This window comes from Kosakonia radicincitans DSM 16656, from assembly GCF_000280495.2.
Taxonomy (GTDB): domain Bacteria; phylum Pseudomonadota; class Gammaproteobacteria; order Enterobacterales; family Enterobacteriaceae; genus Kosakonia; species Kosakonia radicincitans.
This window is the reverse complement of record NZ_CP018016.1, coordinates 646,319-663,964: the sequence shown is the minus strand read 5'-3', so window position 1 is coordinate 663,964 and position 17,646 is coordinate 646,319. Positions and strand designations below refer to the sequence as shown.

Annotated in this window: 23 protein-coding genes; 3 read left to right on the top strand and 20 right to left on the bottom strand. The window is 54.1% G+C overall.

The genetic code is table 11. From position 1 onward, the window contains the following. Window positions 1-2: 2 nt before the first annotated feature. Together Y71_RS03340 and Y71_RS03335 are read right to left on the bottom strand one after the other, a co-directional pair. Window positions 3-521 (bottom strand): phage major tail tube protein, encoded by a 519-nt coding sequence (locus Y71_RS03340; protein WP_007370053.1) that lies wholly within the window; start codon window positions 519-521, stop codon window positions 3-5. A 13-nt stretch (window positions 522-534) separates the two neighbouring features. Beyond that, on the bottom strand, window positions 535-1,725 hold the full coding sequence (locus Y71_RS03335; RefSeq protein ID WP_007370052.1) for a phage tail sheath protein: 1,191 nt from the start codon (window positions 1,723-1,725) through the stop codon (window positions 535-537). A 270-nt stretch (window positions 1,726-1,995) separates the two neighbouring features. Between Y71_RS03335 and Y71_RS03330 the strand changes: the two genes are divergently transcribed. Continuing rightward, entirely contained in the window at window positions 1,996-2,850 is an 855-nt protein-coding gene (locus Y71_RS03330) for a glycosyltransferase family 17 protein (protein WP_007370051.1), read from the top strand. Window positions 2,851-2,875: 25 nt separating this feature from the next. Here the strand turns inward: Y71_RS03330 and Y71_RS03325 are convergent, their stop codons facing one another. The 18 genes from Y71_RS03325 to Y71_RS03245 all read right to left on the bottom strand — a co-directional run bounded on the left by Y71_RS03325 (window position 2,876) and on the right by Y71_RS03245 (window position 14,625). Further along, complete coding sequence (locus Y71_RS03325; RefSeq protein WP_007370050.1) at window positions 2,876-3,382, bottom strand: tail fiber assembly protein; 507 nt, start codon at window positions 3,380-3,382, stop codon at window positions 2,876-2,878. Between the two features lie 2 nt (window positions 3,383-3,384). After that, on the bottom strand, window positions 3,385-4,950 hold the full coding sequence (locus Y71_RS03320) for a phage tail-collar fiber domain-containing protein (protein WP_007370049.1): 1,566 nt from the start codon (window positions 4,948-4,950) through the stop codon (window positions 3,385-3,387). Between the two features lie 10 nt (window positions 4,951-4,960). After that, window positions 4,961-5,491 (bottom strand): phage tail protein I, encoded by a 531-nt coding sequence (locus Y71_RS03315; RefSeq protein ID WP_035942029.1) that lies wholly within the window; start codon window positions 5,489-5,491, stop codon window positions 4,961-4,963. Then, on the bottom strand, window positions 5,484-6,392 hold the full coding sequence (locus tag Y71_RS03310) for a baseplate assembly protein (protein ID WP_007370047.1): 909 nt from the start codon (window positions 6,390-6,392) through the stop codon (window positions 5,484-5,486). The genes Y71_RS03315 and Y71_RS03310 overlap by 8 nt, the downstream gene beginning before the upstream one ends. 4 nt (window positions 6,393-6,396) lie before the next feature. After that, window positions 6,397-6,741 carry a GPW/gp25 family protein gene (locus Y71_RS03305; RefSeq protein WP_007370046.1) on the bottom strand — a complete coding sequence of 115 codons (345 nt, stop codon included), beginning with the start codon at window positions 6,739-6,741 and terminating at the stop codon, window positions 6,397-6,399. Continuing rightward, window positions 6,738-7,373 carry a phage baseplate assembly protein V gene (locus Y71_RS03300; protein ID WP_007370045.1) on the bottom strand — a complete coding sequence of 212 codons (636 nt, stop codon included), beginning with the start codon at window positions 7,371-7,373 and terminating at the stop codon, window positions 6,738-6,740. Before Y71_RS03300 ends, Y71_RS03305 begins: the two co-directional genes overlap by 4 nt. 75 nt (window positions 7,374-7,448) lie before the next feature. Beyond that, complete coding sequence (locus Y71_RS03295; RefSeq protein ID WP_007370044.1) at window positions 7,449-8,801, bottom strand: DUF4062 domain-containing protein; 1,353 nt, start codon at window positions 8,799-8,801, stop codon at window positions 7,449-7,451. A gap of 56 nt (window positions 8,802-8,857) precedes the next feature. Next, window positions 8,858-9,310 (bottom strand): phage virion morphogenesis protein, encoded by a 453-nt coding sequence (locus Y71_RS03290; protein ID WP_007370043.1) that lies wholly within the window; start codon window positions 9,308-9,310, stop codon window positions 8,858-8,860. Then, complete coding sequence (locus Y71_RS03285; protein ID WP_007370042.1) at window positions 9,303-9,770, bottom strand: phage tail protein; 468 nt, start codon at window positions 9,768-9,770, stop codon at window positions 9,303-9,305. The genes Y71_RS03290 and Y71_RS03285 overlap by 8 nt, the downstream gene beginning before the upstream one ends. After that, window positions 9,733-9,978, bottom strand: a complete 246-nt coding sequence (gene lysC / locus Y71_RS30595; RefSeq protein ID WP_236946449.1) for an Rz1-like lysis system protein LysC — start codon at window positions 9,976-9,978, stop codon at window positions 9,733-9,735. The genes Y71_RS03285 and lysC overlap by 38 nt, the downstream gene beginning before the upstream one ends. Next, window positions 9,860-10,291 (bottom strand): Rz-like lysis system protein LysB, encoded by a 432-nt coding sequence (gene lysB, locus Y71_RS03280; RefSeq protein ID WP_081120694.1) that lies wholly within the window; start codon window positions 10,289-10,291, stop codon window positions 9,860-9,862. Before lysB ends, lysC begins: the two co-directional genes overlap by 119 nt. Beyond that, a complete protein-coding gene (locus Y71_RS03275; RefSeq protein ID WP_007370038.1) occupies window positions 10,288-10,797 on the bottom strand; it encodes a lysozyme in 510 nt (169 codons plus the stop codon). Before Y71_RS03275 ends, lysB begins: the two co-directional genes overlap by 4 nt. Continuing rightward, window positions 10,781-11,017, bottom strand: coding sequence for an HP1 family phage holin (locus Y71_RS03270; RefSeq protein ID WP_007370037.1), 237 nt, complete (start codon window positions 11,015-11,017; stop codon window positions 10,781-10,783). Before Y71_RS03270 ends, Y71_RS03275 begins: the two co-directional genes overlap by 17 nt. Beyond that, window positions 11,008-11,211: a tail protein X gene (locus Y71_RS03265; RefSeq protein WP_007370036.1), complete on the bottom strand. Its 204-nt coding sequence runs from the start codon at window positions 11,209-11,211 to the stop codon at window positions 11,008-11,010. Before Y71_RS03265 ends, Y71_RS03270 begins: the two co-directional genes overlap by 10 nt. Continuing rightward, window positions 11,211-11,717 carry a head completion/stabilization protein gene (locus Y71_RS03260; RefSeq protein WP_081120692.1) on the bottom strand — a complete coding sequence of 169 codons (507 nt, stop codon included), beginning with the start codon at window positions 11,715-11,717 and terminating at the stop codon, window positions 11,211-11,213. The genes Y71_RS03265 and Y71_RS03260 overlap by 1 nt, the downstream gene beginning before the upstream one ends. 97 nt (window positions 11,718-11,814) lie before the next feature. After that, window positions 11,815-12,573, bottom strand: a complete 759-nt coding sequence (locus tag Y71_RS03255) for a phage terminase small subunit (protein ID WP_081120691.1) — start codon at window positions 12,571-12,573, stop codon at window positions 11,815-11,817. Between the two features lie 3 nt (window positions 12,574-12,576). After that, window positions 12,577-13,731 carry a phage major capsid protein, P2 family gene (locus Y71_RS03250; RefSeq protein ID WP_007370032.1) on the bottom strand — a complete coding sequence of 385 codons (1,155 nt, stop codon included), beginning with the start codon at window positions 13,729-13,731 and terminating at the stop codon, window positions 12,577-12,579. A gap of 33 nt (window positions 13,732-13,764) precedes the next feature. Continuing rightward, entirely contained in the window at window positions 13,765-14,625 is an 861-nt protein-coding gene (locus tag Y71_RS03245; protein WP_007370031.1) for a GPO family capsid scaffolding protein, read from the bottom strand. Between the two features lie 177 nt (window positions 14,626-14,802). Between Y71_RS03245 and Y71_RS03240 the strand changes: the two genes are divergently transcribed. Further along, on the top strand, window positions 14,803-16,572 hold the full coding sequence (locus Y71_RS03240) for a terminase ATPase subunit family protein (protein ID WP_007370030.1): 1,770 nt from the start codon (window positions 14,803-14,805) through the stop codon (window positions 16,570-16,572). Further along, window positions 16,572-17,600: a phage portal protein gene (locus tag Y71_RS03235; protein WP_007370029.1), complete on the top strand. Its 1,029-nt coding sequence runs from the start codon at window positions 16,572-16,574 to the stop codon at window positions 17,598-17,600. The genes Y71_RS03240 and Y71_RS03235 overlap by 1 nt, the downstream gene beginning before the upstream one ends. The last annotated feature ends 46 nt before the right edge of the window (window positions 17,601-17,646 follow it).

The following is a 17,646-nucleotide window of genomic DNA, read 5'->3' as shown; positions in this document are numbered from 1 at the left end:
CATTACAGGCCGATATTGCGACGGTGCTGCTCCAGCCGGTCGGTGCCGTTGACCTTCTCCACCATGTTGAGGGTGTCGATTTCAACCAGCTCTTTGCCATCCATCGTCAGTTTGAAATAAGTACAGACGACCGAAATTTTCGCTTCGGTGTCTTCGCCGGGTTTGTTCTCGCCGGTGTCGATTTCCTTCTGACGGCCACGCATCACCACTTCAACGGCGACCGTTTCGCCGGTGTCGTCGCGCTGGAAGGAACCGGCAAAGCGAACCGGCACGGCATCGACGCCGGTCGCACCGTACAGCTCCCAGATAACCGAATCCGGGAAGCCGCCGAGCGACCATTCCATCGACAGCGCATCATCATCAAGGCCGAGGTCAACCGGCGCGACGCCGTTCATACCCGCCCCGCGATAGTTTTCGAGCTTGCGTGTCAGCTTCGGCAGGGTGATCGACTTCGCGATACCCTGATAGCTGTAGCCATTGAGAAACACATTCATGTATTTCAGCTTGCGTGGCATTGCCATTCAGTCAGGCTCCTTAATTGCTGTTAACCGAGGAGACCAGTGTCGCCAGATATTTATCGGTGATGCGCTGGCGCAGGGTCAGGTTTTCGAGTGGGGGAACCGGCGTATAGTCATAATCGATATACAGTTTCCCGGCTTTCAGTGTTTCCGCGTCGTTGGCGTCCTCGTCAAACCAGCAGGTCGCATCCACGATGTAGCCGTTACTTTTCAGCTCACGGAATTTCGCGTTAATACCGTCCACGATGTCGCGGATAAGCGTCGCGGTGATCGGCTTATCAACCGCCCACATATGCGCTTCGGTCATCGTGTCAGCGATAACCTGCGCCGTGCGGGTATAGTTCTCAAACAGGAAAAGCGGGTCATCGGAACAGGTGCGGTTGCCCCAGAAGCGAAAGCCATCCTTGCGGATAAGCGTGGTCACGCCCGCCTCGTTGAGCAAATCGGCATCGGTGCCCGGCTCCTGCAAATCCCAGAACACCGAGGCGCTGATGCCGGTCACGCCGTTGACGCCGACGTTAGACAGGGTTTTATGCCAGCCGACAGACTGGTCGATATACGCACGCAGACCGAGGGCGCGGGCGGTGGCGTAAGCCGTAGCGGTCGCATTTTTCACGGTGTCCCAGGCGAGAAAATCCGGCCAGATAACCATGAGTTCACGCTGGCTGAAGTTGTCGCGGTATCTGATGGCATCAGAGATGGTTTTACAGCCCCACGCGCTGACATAGCCGAACGCGCGCAGCTTCTGGCAAACGGGCGCAAGCGCGGTCGCCACCTCCGGCGTGTCGAATCCCGGCACACCGAGGATGCGGGGTTTAACGCCGGTAACGGCTTCGGCAGTCAGCAGCGCTTTCAGGCCGGTGTATTTGCCGTTCTCGTCCGTGGTGCCGATGATGTTGGAAATGGTCTGCGCGATCGCCTCTTCTTCATCGTCGCCGGTTCCCTCCGCCACGCGTACGACGACGGTCACCGGTTTTGACTGGTCGGCGATGGCCCGGAGTGACGCGGCCAGCGTGCCTTTTTTACCGGCTTTGGCGATGGCGCTTTGCACGCTGGTGATCAGCACCGGCTCATTGAGGGGGAAAGTGGCCGCGTCGGCATCGCTGGCGGTACACACCATGCCGACGATTGCCGTTGAGACCGTGGAAATGACGCGCGTGCCGTCGTTAATTTCGACGACCTGCACACCATGATGATAATCACTCATCCGTTTAACTCCGAGGGGTTGGGGTGAGTGTTATTGTCTGGTGTGCCACAGCCGGACGCTATTTATCAGGGTTGGTTAAGTTGCAATACAACTCCCGGAAAATATATCGCTCAATAATCCCTCACGCGATTTGGCTTACGGGATTCATTCAGCCCGGAATTCATTTTTTACAGCTGGTATCCTTTACTAACCATTTGCAATATACGAGAATTCTGAATTGTTGAATTACGGATAACTTACAGCTCGACCAAATAATTAGAGAATACAAACATGATTTATGATTGTTTTTTGTATTACGATGAAGACATGTTGCTTGACATTCGTTTGAATACTCTCATGGACGTTGTTGATCGCTTTGTGATTGTGGAATCAACTCATACGTTTACCGGAAAACCAAGAAACCTGCACTTCAATATTGAAAAATTTGCCCGTTTTAAAGACAAAATTATCTATGTCGTCCATGATGAGGAACCTCTTAAGAAAGAAACTAAGGGGGTTGCGGACGAAGTCGATGCATGGGCTAACGAAGCGGCACAGAGAAACGCGATTATGCAAGGCCTTAAGTATGCACAGGATGATGATCTGATCCTGGTCTCTGATGTTGACGAAATATTTTCACCGGAAGCCATCAGAGCAATTAATCCTAAAAAACTCTGTACGACGCTGCATATGGGTTTTTATAACTACCAGTTTAACTTACAGGTATTTAATACTGATGGCAGTAAAAGGCTGTGTAAGTTGCCGCGAGCAACGACTTTTCGCAATTTAAAGGGCTATTTCAAAGGCAAGCCGGAAGACTTCAGGAACATTAAGAAGTCCTGCCTGAACAAAGGTTTTATTTTGAAGACTCTCTTTAAATTCCGTCATACGGTTATGTCTGATGCTGGCTGGCACTTCTCATGGATTATGAGCCCGGAACGCATTTCGGAGAAAATGTCTACGATCTCGCATACTGAGTATGATCTCCCCCACCTCAACAATAAAGAACATATTATTGATGCCCTTACCAATGCAAAGGATATATGGGGGCGAGATCGTAAAATGGCGCGACAGGAATTAACAAAAGCTAAATTCCCGTCCTACCTTGTGGATAATGCTGATAAATTTAAACACTTCATCCTGTAACCCCTCAGCCAGTTAAATAAAACATTTAACTGGCTGGCTTATCAGGCCATTCAGGATTATGGGTATCAACGCGGCTCAGCATAACCCGGTATGTTTTCCAGGCAATCAGGCTACTTTCATCATCTTCCGTAGCCATCCCTAAATCAACAGCATCCTGCAAAACTGAAATCATTGTTGTGGCTTGACTGATGAGCCGGTTTTTCTCTTGCTCCGCTATATCCCGGGTTGATGGCTCCTGCGACAGAAATTTACCACCCTGATATTTATAGACCGCAGTTGATATGTCATCAGGATAATCAACGACCTCATAAACGTTCATTCCCTCAGCAAGGGTGAGAAAATTTGGATTATCAGAAAACGTTACCACAAATTCACTTTCATCAGTGGCAATGAATTTATTAACGCCTTTCCACTCTTTATCACGAATTTCATACCAGTCGCGATTATGTTCGTCTTCAAAATATATATAAGAATACCCTGAGCCATCCTCTTTCACATTTTTTGAGATTTTTATATTTTTGAATTCAATCATAACTAGTTACCTACCTGTCGCCAGCTTCCGCTCGCAGTCTTGACCATAAGGGCGCGATAGTAGTACCCCATAAAACGACTGTCGCCTAAATCCGTTCTGATATTTACCCCGGTAATAAAGCATCCTGAGGGTGCTTCCCATGATGTCATACTGTTATGAGCTCCGTTTTGTAACGCCTGGCTACCTCGCTGAGCATCATTTAAATATCGGCCATCCATTTCCGATTTCGTGAAATAACGGGCATCGAAATTTGCATAGTTGCCCGGAATGATTTGTCCGGCCATTTGTAATAGACCGGTTCGGACATTGATATAACCCGCCATCCCTTCATTCCCGGTGAGCGTGGAATAAAAACCGATCCCGTACCAGGATTTAATCAACATGTTGGCGCTGTTAAAGCTGGCATCATCCTTGCCAAAGGTAATGCCGGTCTGCTTATCCGATATCCAGAATCCACTGTGAAGATTCAGCTCGCCGTTTATGGTTCCTCCGGCGGCATCGATACTGGAAACCCATGCGCTCCAGACGTTGTTCCAGTATGTACGGATATAGCTGCGCGAATTATTATAAATACGGTAAATCTGCGTAATACCGGCGTGTTTATAGACCTCAAGTGAACCAGCACTAGCTTCCGGGTAGTTAGCGCCAGCCGCTGCAAAATCATTTGTATTCTGATAATACAGCCCTGGTGTCATAAACGTGTTGAGATCCGCCGCATTACCAATAGCCACCGCCTGACCGTTAAAAATATCCTGCGCCGTCACGTTAATATCAGCGGATAATTCCCGGCCATTAACCTTACGGGTTAGTGGAACCCGGCTGTTTGCATTGTCATTTGCTGTCCTGACGGCTTTCGGTGTCGCGGCCTGCGCTTCGCTGTTACTGTCCGTCGCGCTGCTGAGCTGGACAATCCCCTTCTGCGTCGTGGTCGCGTCCTGCGCGGTGTATTTGCTGCCTGCAAGGTCATACGCCGCTTTCACCGCTTTGGGCGTGGCGGCAAGATTCTCCGCCGCGCTGTTTGTGGCACTGCTGAGCTGTGTGAAGCCTTTTTCCGTCAGGGTGGCATCGGGATGGCGTCGCGATTGCTCATGCTCCGCGAGTCTGTCATCGACATAATCCTGTGTGGCCATCACGACGGAACCGTCAATAGCCAGCTCAACAGACGCAACATCGGACAGCATAATCACCATGCGCAGGGTCTGCGCCCGCCCGGAACCCTCTTCGAGCTTTGGCTTGTAGCTTTCGGCCATATTGCCGACGGCGACCAGTGTGCCGGTGTCGTCATAAAGCCCCATTTCACGCAGCCAGAAACCGCCCGTTTCCGGCGGGATAACCAGCTCGGCCACCACGTAATTTTTATGTTTATTGTCCTGGCTGATTTTATTCAGCGTATGGCGCCAGACTTCATTGATAAGTTTTGTCTGCCCGGCCTCCGGTTGCGGCAGCGAACCGCCGCCATCGCCAACGGCCATCGCGGTAATATTCACCTTTTTCCCGCCCGGCGTGAGGGCTGCCGCAAATTTTGCCACCCCTGCCGTGGTGACGACGGTTTTGTATTTCGTTGCCATGTTCTTTCACTCACTCCGGGTAAACAGTGGTCACGTCGCCGCTGTAATTCACGCCACCGGCAAAGAGATACCCGGCAACGTCCTGAATAATATTGAGGCCGATAAGATGACGGCTGGCGGGCTTCGCATCATCAATAAGCCGCTCCATCTCGGTATACATCTCTTCGGTGATGCCGGTTTCCAGTACGCCAATATCAAGCCGGAATGTGCCTGGCGGATCGCCGGTTTCCCACCACTCGGTAACATTAATGAGATAACCCAGCGGCTCGACCACGCGCCGCACTGCGCCGATGGTGCCTTTATGACAGTGGATAAAATAGGCGCTGCGGATAACGTCACGTTTCGTCTCTTCCGGCCAGTTCTCGTCCCACCGGTCAACGGAAAACGCCCAGGCCAGCCACGGCAACAGGCTGACCGGACAAACGTCAGGGTTCCACAGGCGGCGCAGCGGTATCGGGGTGTTTTCGATTTCAGCACAGGCACGCGCGGCGGCCACCTCCAGCGCCGAGGAGCCCACCGGCAACAACCGAGAATCACTCATCGGAGCCCCCGACAACTATCCGGTAATCAGTGCAAAAAGAAGCCTGTGTTTTATCGAGTACGATGTCAGCCGCCGGGGCGGCCAGTTCAACACGCTGCACACCTTCAACATGGAGCGCGGCATAAATGGCAGATTTGCGGATATCACGACCGAGGCGATGTTGTGCGCTGATATACGCTTTGAGTTTGGCCTCTGCCGCACTGCGAACCGGCTCACTTTCCGGGCCAGGGTAGAGATAAAGCGTGGCATCAATCCGGTAATCAACAATCGCCGCTGACTGCACTGTCACGCGGTCGGCAACCGGCCTCACATCCTCATCGTTAAGGGCATTTCGCACGACTGTCAGCAAATCAGCCGACGCCGCGCCGTTATCCTCACGCGACAACACCGACACGGTCACGCAAGCGGGCTCCGGGCTGATAACGGAAATATCCGCGACACGCCCGTCGGCGCTGCGACCATGAAATTCATAAGCCCCGGTTGAGCCCGCCACGCTCAGCCCTTCCATTGCCTGCTGAATGCGTAGCCGGTAATCGTTGTCGGCTTCCGTCACTGCCGCGACGGGCGGGAGTGCGGTTTCATCAGCCGGGGTGATCACCAGCCTCGCGACGTCATAATTCGCGCCAATAACGTCGAGGTCATTGCCGGTGGCATAGGCCAGCATCGTCGCGCGGGCGGCTTCGTTCACGCGCTGACGCCAGATAACCTCCCTGTAGGCGTTCTCCTCAAGGAACTTGGTCAGCGGCTCGGATTCCAGCGCCAGCGTGCGGGCAACGGCATCCTGCTCATCAGCAGGGAACAGCGAAACCAGTGTCGCCTTGCGCTCAGCGAGGATGCTCTCGTAATCGAGCTCCTCAACCACATCCGGGGCGGGTAACTCGCTCAGGTCAACAATCGGCATGGGTTCAACTCACAGGAAGGGTTAATGAAAGGGTTTCACCGGTGCTGACGAGCTGGCCGGTCACATTGACGGTCATCCGGCCTTCGGTCTGTTCGGTTGTGATTTCACTCAGCGTGATGCGCGGCTCCCACTTCAGCAGCGCCATATAGCAGGCCACGCGGATTTGCAGCGTGAGCGCCGGTGTCTGCGGCTGGTCAATCAGCGTGGAGAGCAACGAGCCATATTCCCGGCGCATCACGCGGGAGCCGACCGGCGTTCGCAGAATATCGCCCATGCTCTGACTGACGTGCTGTGAATCGGTAAGCGCGCGGCCATTTACACGGCTCATGCCAATATAGTTCACTGTCACAGGGGTGCTCCTGTTGTGCCGCCGCTGTCGCCGGGGTGTTGATGGGTATGCAATACCTTGCCGTTGGAGGACAACGCGCCGCCGCTGTGCTCGATATCGCCGCGCATGGTGCCGCCTTTCTGCACTTCCAGCGAGCCGGTGATGAGCTTACTGGTGCAGACCACCTCCGGCGTGTCGAGTGTGATGCGCGAAGAGGCCTTGACCAGCACCACCGGCACGGTGGCGGTAAGGGATTCAGACGCGGTAACGTCGGCGGTTTTAATACCGCTGACGGTCAGCGCGCTGGTCGCCGGTTCGTATTCGATGACCGCGCCATCCGGGAAAGCAATATGCAGGGCATCAGCCGAGGCCGACGGCGCAGGATGGTCATCGGAGAAAATACCGGGCAACACAAACGCGGTATCGAGCTCGCCACCCACAGCCAGAATTAATACCTGTTCACCGACGGAAGGAGCCCACCATGTACGGGAGCGACCGGCGCGCTGCGTCAGCCACTGGAGCCAGTCGGTGATATTGCCGCCGGTCTGCACGCGACAGCGACCGGCACCGGGGTCAGTTTCGACAATGACACCGGTGCGTATCATGTTGCGCAGCGCGCGGGCAAGTTCGTTAATGTTTGCTGGTATGTTCATACAACGAAGAATGCCGCTGATATTAATAAGCGGCAATCTTCAAATGTTATATAGTGCTCCACACAACCCGGGCTCTCATTTATCTCCTGCAACAGTAACCTGATGAGTAAAATAAATTGGCTCCTTTATTTCCTCACAAATAATTTTAAATTTAATAACCCCCTCCCCCTCCTTAATAGGGAAAAGAGTTATATCATCAAATTTTAAGGACAGACTTTGTAAGAGTTTTTTCGCCCTGAGCGTTATGCAATTCCTTTCATAATTCACCCAACTCGACGCATCCTTTCGGTATATACGAGGCATAATTCTTGATTGAGCATTTAAAAATACACCTTTACCATCAATAAAATCACCTTCATTCATTTTCACCCTTTCTGTCCCAATAAAATTAAAAATCCTCCTTGCCTTCGCTCTTTTTTCTGCAATTTCTATTGGATGCAAAGGAAGATTGATAACCGGAGGTGATTTGAAAAAACCCTCATTAGAATCATTTAATGCAACAATAAATTCCGGCAACTCTATTTCCACATAAATATCGGTTGCAACCTTCCTCCCTTTATTCTCAAGTACAGGAGTTACAGTTATAAAGTTTTCCAAACGATTAGTGTAAAGAATTAGGCTGCGATTATACTTATCAATTACATTATTTTGAGGAAGATTGCCGTTAAATTCATCTAAATCAGTATCAGTTAACTCCTCTATCAGTGATTCAGGAATATCTTTCCAAGTTACAGGTTCATAATAATCGAGAGTCTCAACTTTATTATTAAAACCAAACAAAAAATCCTGATTTATTCCCACAAGGGCAAGAACAGGTACATCAGTTGACAACTGGCTTTCCAGTTCTCGCAGTTTTTTTCTTAAATCTCGATTTTCGGTTGATAGTCCCGCAAGCTCATTAGAAACCTCGGTAGATATTAACTGATTGCCTCTCACCCATCCAACCCTAGGTTTTCTTCTCATAATTTTCGGAAGAGCAACAGCAACCTTGGTAGCCAAGTCTTCAAGCGAAATCCAAAAGTCACAAACTTTGCTGGACTGTGCTTTATCAATAAAAGAGTTCAATCGTTCTGTTTTACTGAAATCTGCCTCTCGTTCATCAGGTGAAGTTAAAACATCCCTTTCCCGAATAAATGCCAATACAGGAACACCTATTGATTTTGCATAATCATATTCCATTTCAGTGTAACTAATGCCTGTGGAAGGGGATATTGAACCGTATTTATGACCAATAATAACAATATAATAATCGCTAGCATCGATCGTTTCTTTTATTATCTCCCATTGTTCAGAATCATCGGCACTAAACATTTCCATTCCGACTGGAAAATGATACAGATTTAAAACCGTTTCAATGATTTTCTTTCTAGCTTCGATAAGATCAACGTAAGTTGAGCTAACAAAGATTTGATACTTCTTCTCATCCATAAAAACCTCGCTTTTTTTTGACAAATTACCTCAAAAAGCGAGAAAAAAGCTATGCCTCACCGCACACTTAACTTAATGAGAATCATGTTTTCAACAAGACTGCAATCTTCTTCAGAAAAACCCAGCAATGGGCGTTCTGGGTACTGAGTTTCTGCGCTGTTGCGCCCCGGTCTGTCTTTTAATCCATACTGATGCACCTGCGCGATGCGCTGCACTTTGCCGGTAAACTCCACCACAGCCGCGCTGTCATCGCCGCTGGCTTTCATATAGCGGTTAGTACGCAGCTTCGCGAACATCTCGCGCTTGATACGGCCTTTCTTTGCCCGCAGTGGCTGGCGTTTGCGCGGGGTATACGCCGTGCCGTCGGGGGCTTTTTGCGATTTAATTCGCTGTTGCTGGCGCTGGCGCAGCTTCTTCACAATCTCCACGGTGAGACGCCGACGGCCAGCGGGTGACAGTGCCGCCAGCAGCCCGGCAAGCTCATTCTCAAACGGTTTAAACTCAGTCATCCCATTTACTCACCAGTTCGCCATTGATGTACATCTCTGTCGGTGGAGTGACCAGCTCCGGCGGGGGCGGTTCCGGGAGGCACCGGACGTGAAGCGCTGAGCCGACCTCGTTAACCAGCGTTCGCTCGGTCAGGGCAAGACTAATGCTGATATCAAAACTGCTGTCATTATTGAGATCGGCCTCAAAGGTGAAGCCTTTCGCCTGGCCTGCGTCGGTTTCCATAATGTCGGGCTGGTTCTCGCGCAGCCATGCCAGCACCGGCACAAGCAGTAAATCCGCGTCGCCGGTGAAGTCCGTCACCACCACATTGAGCGTGTAACGCTTTTCGAATGACAGCGAGGCGGCGAGCGTGGCGACAAGGTTGCCACTGTCCACAAACAGCCGCAGCATCTCAGGGTTGGTTTTCAGCACCGGCACGGCATCAGCCAGGGCTTTTCTCAGGCTTTCGGGTTTCAGCATCTGTATCATCCTGGCATTGTTTAACGGCTTCGACCTGGAGCGCACAGCTTTCTAATGCACGCTCAAGGTTTCGGATATCGGCACTTAAATCACCGTTCGTGTGCGGATCGCTGCCCGGCATCGGGCACAGGCTGACTTTCGGGCAACCGTTGTAAACAGTCACTGGCACTGGCGCAGGCGGCGCGTTTGTGCAACCGGCGCACAGCATCAGGCAGATCAGCGCTGTACCAGCGGCGAAAGGCGTCATTTTCATTGAGTAACCTCGTTATGGTTTGTTCCCGCCGGGCTTCCCGTTCACCGGCAGCATTCAGCTTCTGGCGCAAATCCACCTGCGCCCGTTCGTTTTTATCTGCCCGGTCGCGGGCAACAATGAGCTGGTTTTTCAGCATGCCGATCGTCAGCTTTTGCTCGCCTGCGACGCGGTTCGCTTTCTCAAAAGATTCGCGCAGGGTGTCATTCTCATGACGCAGCCACAGCAGCCCCACCACCGCAAGCGCCAGCACCACCATTAACGTTTTCATCGCGCCCCCTTCAGGCAGTAATCCCGCTCACGCTTGCGCCGGTTCTCCAGCCCTTTATTTTTGATTCCGTTGATGTAGACCCAGCGAGGCAGTTGATCACAGGCCTGTTGCCACTTTTTCTGGTTCAGGAAATAGACCAGCGTCGATTGACAGGCCGCACCGGTGCCGACATTAAACGCAAAGCTGACCACCGCGTCGTAAACGGCGGACGGCATCGCAACCGGCGCGCACACTGCAAGACGACGCTCAACCGTCAGCACGTCGGAAACCAGATTTCGCGCCGCTTCACGCTCCGTGATATCGCGTTTTGGCGCGACCCCGGCAGTGTGGCCGATACCCGATGTCCATACCCCCGCGCTGCACTGGTAGGGGCGCAGGCGGCACCCTTCAAGGTCGGCAATCAGCGCCAGCCCCTGTTGCGAGGTATGGAGTAAACGAAAATCAGGCACCAGTGCCGCCAGCGCCAGCACGGCGGCCACACTGCAACGCTTAACGATTGATGACATTGCTGATATCCCCGTTAGTGAGGTGCTGCTGATGAAGCTGCGTTGACAGCAACACATAGCTTTTGCGCCGGTAATACCAGTTAACGCCGACCGTCAGCACCACGCCCAGCGCACCAAAGTACGCGGCAAAATCCTGCGGTGTCATTGCCCCGAAAAAGGTCAGCGCGACGCTTATCCAGTAGGCCAGCGACGAGGTGATTTTCTCCATGCTCAGTCCCATAAATTCACCGTTTCGGCAGTGGGTGCCGTGTCAGTGTCCGGCAGCTCGACGCCGGTGCCATAGGGCAGCACCACGCCGAGTTCGGCCAGCCCCGGATTAGCGGCGAGCACCGTTTCGACCACGCCCTCTGTGCGCCCGTAATAGCGGTTACAAATCACATCCAGCGTGTCGCCCTGATGCGCATAAACCTTCATCAGATTTGCCCCACAATGCAGCGCGGTTTGTCCTGAATACGGGCGACTGACCAGCGCATGTCGCGCCACAGGTCATCAACCGTGGTGTCGATGCTGTCCGCTTTTTTGTCGCCTTTCGCGCTGGCATCCACACCGCGATAGCGCTCATACAGCGTGGCGGCCGTCATCGCACACACCGCGCTCAGATAGTGAAAAATACGCATACTCTCGCCGTCGATGTCATCTGCCGGCACATCAGCGAGGTGCGTAAAACCGGCTTTCATCTGGCTTTCGCGCCAGTCAAAAAGCTCCGCGTTGGTTTCGGCTATCCCGGCCTTAATGGCATGGCGCAGCCGTGCCGGGGCGATGGTCTGCTCAAGGCGCATCAGCTCGCGCACGCGCTTCGGCTCGATGTCGGGAAAGAAAAAGGTGTTTTTAATCACCGGCTCGTCACTGACAGGCGGCGGAATGACCACCGTGCCGCGCTCCGGCTGTTCGTTATTTTTTTCAATAATCAGTGTCGTCATGACTGCCTCTGAAAAGGGTGGGCGGTGGACGCCGGTCGCAGATAAGGTGAACCACCCTCATTGACCGGCGTGCCGCCCTGGCGCGGGGCGCATTCGGTTAACCGGCGGCTTTGCGGGGGCGACCCCGCCCGCGTTTCGCCGGTGTGGCTGTTTTTTTCTGCTGTGCGGTTTTCGCGGGCGTCTTTGGCGCAGGCTTCGCGACAACAGGCTTCGGATTCAGTTCGCGGGTAAGGCGCTCAATATCCTTGCGTACTCCCGCGTTACGGTCGAGCTGGTTCGCACGTTGCAGATGAGCCATGGCGTCAGCAGGCTGACCGGCATCGCGCAGCGTCAGACCGGCGACCTTATGCAGCCGGGCGCGTACCTCGTCGGGCATGTCGGCGGTGCGGGTCAGGGCAATGGTCTCCAGAATGCCCGCCATATCAACCGGCTCACCGGCATCACGGGCGCGCAGCACCGCAAGGGCGACTTCTTCGGCCAGCATGTAAGGCGCGGTGCGGGTGTGGGGTTCCGGCATCGCGAGGTTGTGGCGCAGCGCGTAGCGGGCAATTTCCAGCGCGCCGGGAATATCACCGGCATCGAGACGCCACAGCATCACGGTCATCAGGATGTCATCCTGTGCGCCGGTGCCATTTTCCAGTGCGCCCGCCACCCACGGCAGGTACAGCGGCAGCAGCTCACGCTTTTTCTCTGCCTTGCGCTCTTTTGAGTGGATGCCTTTCAGCGTCCGGCGGTCTGCGGCCAGCTTAACGAGCATCTGCTCATAAGCGGTGGCATGGCGCAGCGGGGCGTTATCCCGCTGCGCGGCCAGCATGGCCGAGACCCGCATCGCGTGACGCTGTGCGGGACTCGCCATCGGTTACGCTCCTTCGCCGGTACTGGCCGGGGTTGTGGTGGCGGTTGCCAGTGTTTTCATGGCTTCAGCCAGTTCAGCCGCGAACACTTTCGCGATATCCGCTTCCGGGGTGTCGCCCTCAGCCTGTTCAAGGATCTCAATGTTTTCAATCAGGCACCCGGCTTCGTAGTCTTCAATCACGAAATCGACCTTCACCTGTTCGTAGTTTTCCACCTGGTCGAGCTTCGGATTCTCGATGATGTGGCGGCGGTGACCGTCCTCGTAGAGATAAATCGAGATGTTATCGAGTGTGGTGATGAAAATGCTGTTGGCCGGGAAGAACGGCGCGCGCACCGCCTGCAACTGGCCGATGGTTTTCTGGCTGATAATCAGCTCACCGGCGAGCTGTTCACTGTTCGCCTGGAATTTGTTGATCATCGGGAAATATTTGTCGGTCAGAATACGGCGACCGCAAATCACCACCATTTCCGGGTTTTCGCGGTGAATCTCTTCAATCAGGGACTCATGCGCATCCATCACCAGCGCGTCGAGGTTTTTATAAACGCCGTTTTTACCAACGGTGATTTTTTCCGAAATCACCTTGCCGTCTTCGTCGACAACCCTGCTCATGACGCGCTCCGGCGCGTCGTTGCGGTATTTCTGCAACCAGCCGACAGCGACATCCTGTAACAGGGGATTTGCCTTGCGGTCAGAGGTGGCCGCACGGCTCACGCCGTTAAAGCCAATAGTGATGTAGTCCAGCGCCTGGCGTTTGATGATCGCGTTACGGATGCGAATCTGAAAATCCTGAAAACGCGCCCACAAATCGAGTTTGTTATAGCTCAGGTGATAATCGAAGTTCACCGGATGGCAGAAATAGCGGTACGCGTCCAGCTTCGAGAAATCAGCGGTTTTACGCTCAACGCCGTTGGCCGTGTCAGCGGTGCTGGCAATGGTGCCGTTGACGTCAATGCCGACTTTTTCCTCGGTCAGCTCGCGCACCACGACCATATTAATCTGTTGCAGGAAGGAGGAAGACTGCTGGACTTTGTCGAACAGCGTCTGAGTGACCGACGGCTCGACGCTGAATTTCTTGCTCAGGTCTTCCACGCCGACGCCGTTCAGCTCCGCAAGGCGGCTCAGCCAGGCATTAAATTTAAAACGGGTTTCTTTACGCATTGTGTCTGTGTTCCTGTTCTGAAAAAGGGCTGATTAGCAGTCGGTCAGCGCAGCAGATGCACCTTCACCGCCGGTGCTCAGTTTCCGGCGCGGCTGCGTCTCGCTGGGGGTTTTGTCCAGGGTGGCGGTGATCGCACTGAATTGCTCAGTCGTGGACAGGGTTTGCGCTTCAAGCCCCTGCTTAACTTCCGCGAGCTGGCTTTCGAGCGCGCTGAAACGGGCATCAATGCCATCGCCGCTGGTCTGGACACGTTCAGCAATCGCCGTCACGGCTTCATGCACATCGTTAAAACGCGCATCGGTGCTGGTCTGCTGACGGCTGAAAATGACCTTAACCGAGTCGGTCAGCCGGTTAAGCAGGGTGTCGGGCTCCTCTTCAAACTCAATTTCCGCCAGCGTGGCCGCCGAGAAGAAATTCTCAGGGCTGGCTTTGCGGGAGCTCAGCGGGTTGTGTTTTGCGGTGCGGCAGAATTCCAGATATTCGGTGCCGAGGCTTGCCGGATCATCGGTCACGGCCAGGCCAGTGAGGTAGCACTTGCCGCTGTTGCCGAAATTCGGCTGGATCTCCATCGAGGTGTAAACCTTCTGAAGCGCCTTATTCATGGCGACCAGTTCATCGGTCGGGGTGATTTTCGCGAACAGCGCCAGCTTGCCCTTCAGCGCGGAATCGTCCTCGATTTTCTCCGCTTTCAGCTCCACCACATCGCCATAGCGTTTAAACGGGCTGTCCGGCATAAGTCCCTTGATGTGCTCAAGGTTGATGCGGCAGCCATAGACACGCGGATCAAACGTGTCGGCCATTTCCTGAATTTCCGTCGCGCCAATAATGCGACCGTCGCAGGTGTCACCCTCGACGCCGATGCGAAACCATTTTGAAACTACTTTTTTTGCCATCGTCAGGAGTCCTGATTGTCTGTGAAGGATTCACGGTTTTGTCAGGAGGTAGTTTCCCGGCTCGTCCGTTGCTTCGCCATCAGTCACGGATGGCTTGACCCCGACACATCAGTACATTAGCGAATCGCTGACCGCGCTTAAGTAGCCTTGCCCTGTATTCATCACGGCGAGGCATGCATGACCATCACCACCGACACCACACTCTTAAACGACCCGCGGCGCCAGGCGGCGCTGTTGTACTGGCAGGGGTTTTCCGTGCCGCAAATCGCGGAAATGTTGCAGGCCAAACGCCCGACGGTACAGAGCTGGAAACAGCGCGACGGCTGGGACGAAACCGCCCCGTTAGACCGGGTGGGAAACACACTGGAGGCGCGGTTAATCCAGCTTTACGCCAAACCGGAGCTGACCGCGCACGACTTCAAGGTCGCTGACTTTCTGGCGCGTCAGATGGAGCGCTTCGCGCGTATAAACCGCTACGGCCAGACCGGCAACGAGGCGGATCTCAATCCGAACGTGGCAAACCGCAACAAGGGCGATCGCAAAAAGCCGAAAAAGAATTTTTTCAGCGAGGAGGCGGTCGAAAAACTGGAGGAGATTTTCTTTGACCAGTCCTTCGCCTATCAGCTCGGCTGGCATAAAGCCGGGCTTGAGCACCGCATCCGGCACATTCTCAAATCCCGCCAGATTGGCGCGACGTTTTATTTCGCCCGCGAGGCGCTGTTACGCGCCCTGAAAACCGGCCATAACCAGATATTTTTATCCGCCTCAAAAACGCAGGCTTATGTGTTCCGAAAATACATCATCGCGTTTGCCCGGCTGGTTGATGTTGACCTTACCGGCGACCCGATTGTCATCGGCAACAACGGCGCGGAATTGCTGTTTCTTGGCACCAACTCCAACACCGCGCAGAGCCACAACGGCGACCTGTATGTCGATGAAATTTTCTGGATACCCAACTTCCAGCGGCTACGCAAAGTGGCATCGGGCATGGCTTCGCAAAAACACCTGCGCACAACCTATTTTTCGACACCCTCCTCGCTCGGTCATGGCGCGTATCCGTTCTGGTCTGGGGAGCTGTTTAACCGGGGGCGCGCCAGCGCCAGCGAGCGGGTTGATATTGATATCAGCCATGCGGCATTAGCGCGCGGCGTGGCCTGCGCAGACGGGCAGTGGCGACAGATTGTCACCATTGAGGACGCGCTCGCCGGGGGCTGTACCCTGTTTGACCTTGACGCGCTGCGCCAGGAGAACAGCGCGGACGACTTCCGCAACCTGTTTATGTGCGAGTTTGTCGATGACAAGGCGTCGGTGTTCCCGTTCGAGGAGCTGCAACGCTGCATGGTTGACAGCATGGAGGAGTGGGAGGATTACGCGCCGTTCGCCGACCGGCCATTCGGTCAGCGCGTGGTGTGGATTGGTTACGACCCGTCGCACCGTGGCGACAGTGCCGGTTGCGTGGTTATCGCGCCGCCGCTGGTTGCCGGGGGTAAATTTCGCATTCTGGAGCGCCATCAGTGGAAAGGGATGGATTTTGCGACACAGGCCGAATCCATTCGCGCGCTCACGCAAAAATATAACGTCGAATACATCGGGATTGATGCGACCGGGCTCGGTCAGGGCGTCTTTCAGCTCGTGCGCTCGTTTTACCCGGCAGCGCGTGACATTCGCTACACGCCAGAGATGAAAACCGCAATGGTGCTGAAAGCCAAAGACACCATCACGCGCGGTTGCCTCGAATACGACGTCAGCGCAACCGACATCACGCAGTCGTTTATGTCCATCCGCAAAACCATGACCAGCAGCGGGCGTAGCGCCACCTATGAGGCCAGCCGCACCGAAGAAGCCAGCCACGCGGATTTAGCCTGGGCGACCATGCACGTACTGATTAACGAACCGCTGACCGCCGCAAGCGGTCAGCCCTCATCCTCAATTCTGGAGTTTTATTAATGGCTAAACGCAACAAACGCCACCACACCCAACCGCGCCAGCATACCGCCGCGCCCGCGCAGAGCATGGAGGCATTCACCTTCGGCGAGCCGGTGCCGGTGCTCGATAAACGCGACATTCTGGATTATGTGGAGTGTATCGATAACGGGCAGTGGTACGAGCCGCCGGTGAGCTTTTCCGGGCTGGCGAAAAGCATGCGCGCCGCCGTTCACCACAGCTCGCCGATCTACGTCAAACGTAACATTCTGGTATCAACCTACATTCCGCACCCGCTGTTATCCCGGCAGGACTTTACCCGCTTCGCGCTTGATTACATGGTGTTTGGCAATGCGTTTATTGAGCAGCGCCGGAGCGTGACAGGCAGGCCGCTAAAATATGAAACCTCTCCGGCCAAATACACCCGGCGCGGGGTGGAGCAGGATACCTACTGGTATATTCAGAACTACACAAAACCGCATCAGTTTGCGCCCGGCTCGGTGTTCCACCTGCTGGAGCCCGATATTAACCAGGAGCTTTACGGGATGCCGGAATATCTGAGCGCGCTTAATTCGGCCTGGCTGAATGAGTCGGCGACGCTGTTTCGGCGCAAGTATTACCAGAACGGCGCGCACGCGGGTTACATCATGTATGTCACTGATGCGGCGCAAAGCAGCACGGATGTTGAGGCGCTGCGTAAGGCGATGCGGGACTCGAAAGGGCTCGGCAATTTTAAGAACCTGTTTTTCTACGCGCCGAACGGAAAAGCCGACGGGATTAAAATTGTGCCGCTGAGCGAGGTCGCCACCAAAGACGATTTTTTCAATATCAAAAAAGTCAGCGCCACCGACCTGCTGGACGCGCACCGCATCCCGTTCCAGTTGATGGGCGGCAAACCAGAAAATGCGGGCTCGATCGGCGACGTTGAGAAGGTGGCAAAAGTGTTTGTGCGTAACGAGCTGATGCCGCTACAGGCCAGATTTCTTGAACTCAACGAATGGGCGGGAGAGGAAATTATTAGATTTATGAAATACACACTTGACATAGGATGAGCAAACGCAACCGCCTGCGGGCGGTTTTTAACATGATGCCCAAATG

Coding starts and splice junctions, on each gene's coding strand:
- Y71_RS03340 (WP_007370053.1), bottom strand. CDS start 521: ATGGCAATGCCACGCAAGCTGAAATACATGAATGTGTTTCTCAATGGC.
- Y71_RS03335 (WP_007370052.1), bottom strand. CDS start 1,725: ATGAGTGATTATCATCATGGTGTGCAGGTCGTCGAAATTAACGACGGC.
- Y71_RS03330 (WP_007370051.1), top strand. CDS start 1,996: ATGATTTATGATTGTTTTTTGTATTACGATGAAGACATGTTGCTTGAC.
- Y71_RS03325 (WP_007370050.1), bottom strand. CDS start 3,382: ATGATTGAATTCAAAAATATAAAAATCTCAAAAAATGTGAAAGAGGAT.
- Y71_RS03320 (WP_007370049.1), bottom strand. CDS start 4,950: ATGGCAACGAAATACAAAACCGTCGTCACCACGGCAGGGGTGGCAAAA.
- Y71_RS03315 (WP_035942029.1), bottom strand. CDS start 5,491: ATGAGTGATTCTCGGTTGTTGCCGGTGGGCTCCTCGGCGCTGGAGGTG.
- Y71_RS03310 (WP_007370047.1), bottom strand. CDS start 6,392: ATGCCGATTGTTGACCTGAGCGAGTTACCCGCCCCGGATGTGGTTGAG.
- Y71_RS03300 (WP_007370045.1), bottom strand. CDS start 7,373: ATGAACATACCAGCAAACATTAACGAACTTGCCCGCGCGCTGCGCAAC.
- Y71_RS03295 (WP_007370044.1), bottom strand. CDS start 8,801: ATGGATGAGAAGAAGTATCAAATCTTTGTTAGCTCAACTTACGTTGAT.
- Y71_RS03290 (WP_007370043.1), bottom strand. CDS start 9,310: ATGACTGAGTTTAAACCGTTTGAGAATGAGCTTGCCGGGCTGCTGGCG.
- Y71_RS03285 (WP_007370042.1), bottom strand. CDS start 9,770: ATGCTGAAACCCGAAAGCCTGAGAAAAGCCCTGGCTGATGCCGTGCCG.
- lysC (WP_236946449.1), bottom strand. CDS start 9,978: ATGCTGTGCGCCGGTTGCACAAACGCGCCGCCTGCGCCAGTGCCAGTG.
- lysB (WP_081120694.1), bottom strand. CDS start 10,291: ATGAAAACGTTAATGGTGGTGCTGGCGCTTGCGGTGGTGGGGCTGCTG.
- Y71_RS03275 (WP_007370038.1), bottom strand. CDS start 10,797: ATGTCATCAATCGTTAAGCGTTGCAGTGTGGCCGCCGTGCTGGCGCTG.
- Y71_RS03270 (WP_007370037.1), bottom strand. CDS start 11,017: ATGGGACTGAGCATGGAGAAAATCACCTCGTCGCTGGCCTACTGGATA.
- Y71_RS03265 (WP_007370036.1), bottom strand. CDS start 11,211: ATGAAGGTTTATGCGCATCAGGGCGACACGCTGGATGTGATTTGTAAC.
- Y71_RS03260 (WP_081120692.1), bottom strand. CDS start 11,717: ATGACGACACTGATTATTGAAAAAAATAACGAACAGCCGGAGCGCGGC.
- Y71_RS03255 (WP_081120691.1), bottom strand. CDS start 12,573: ATGGCGAGTCCCGCACAGCGTCACGCGATGCGGGTCTCGGCCATGCTG.
- Y71_RS03250 (WP_007370032.1), bottom strand. CDS start 13,731: ATGCGTAAAGAAACCCGTTTTAAATTTAATGCCTGGCTGAGCCGCCTT.
- Y71_RS03245 (WP_007370031.1), bottom strand. CDS start 14,625: ATGGCAAAAAAAGTAGTTTCAAAATGGTTTCGCATCGGCGTCGAGGGT.
- Y71_RS03240 (WP_007370030.1), top strand. CDS start 14,803: ATGACCATCACCACCGACACCACACTCTTAAACGACCCGCGGCGCCAG.
- Y71_RS03235 (WP_007370029.1), top strand. CDS start 16,572: ATGGCTAAACGCAACAAACGCCACCACACCCAACCGCGCCAGCATACC.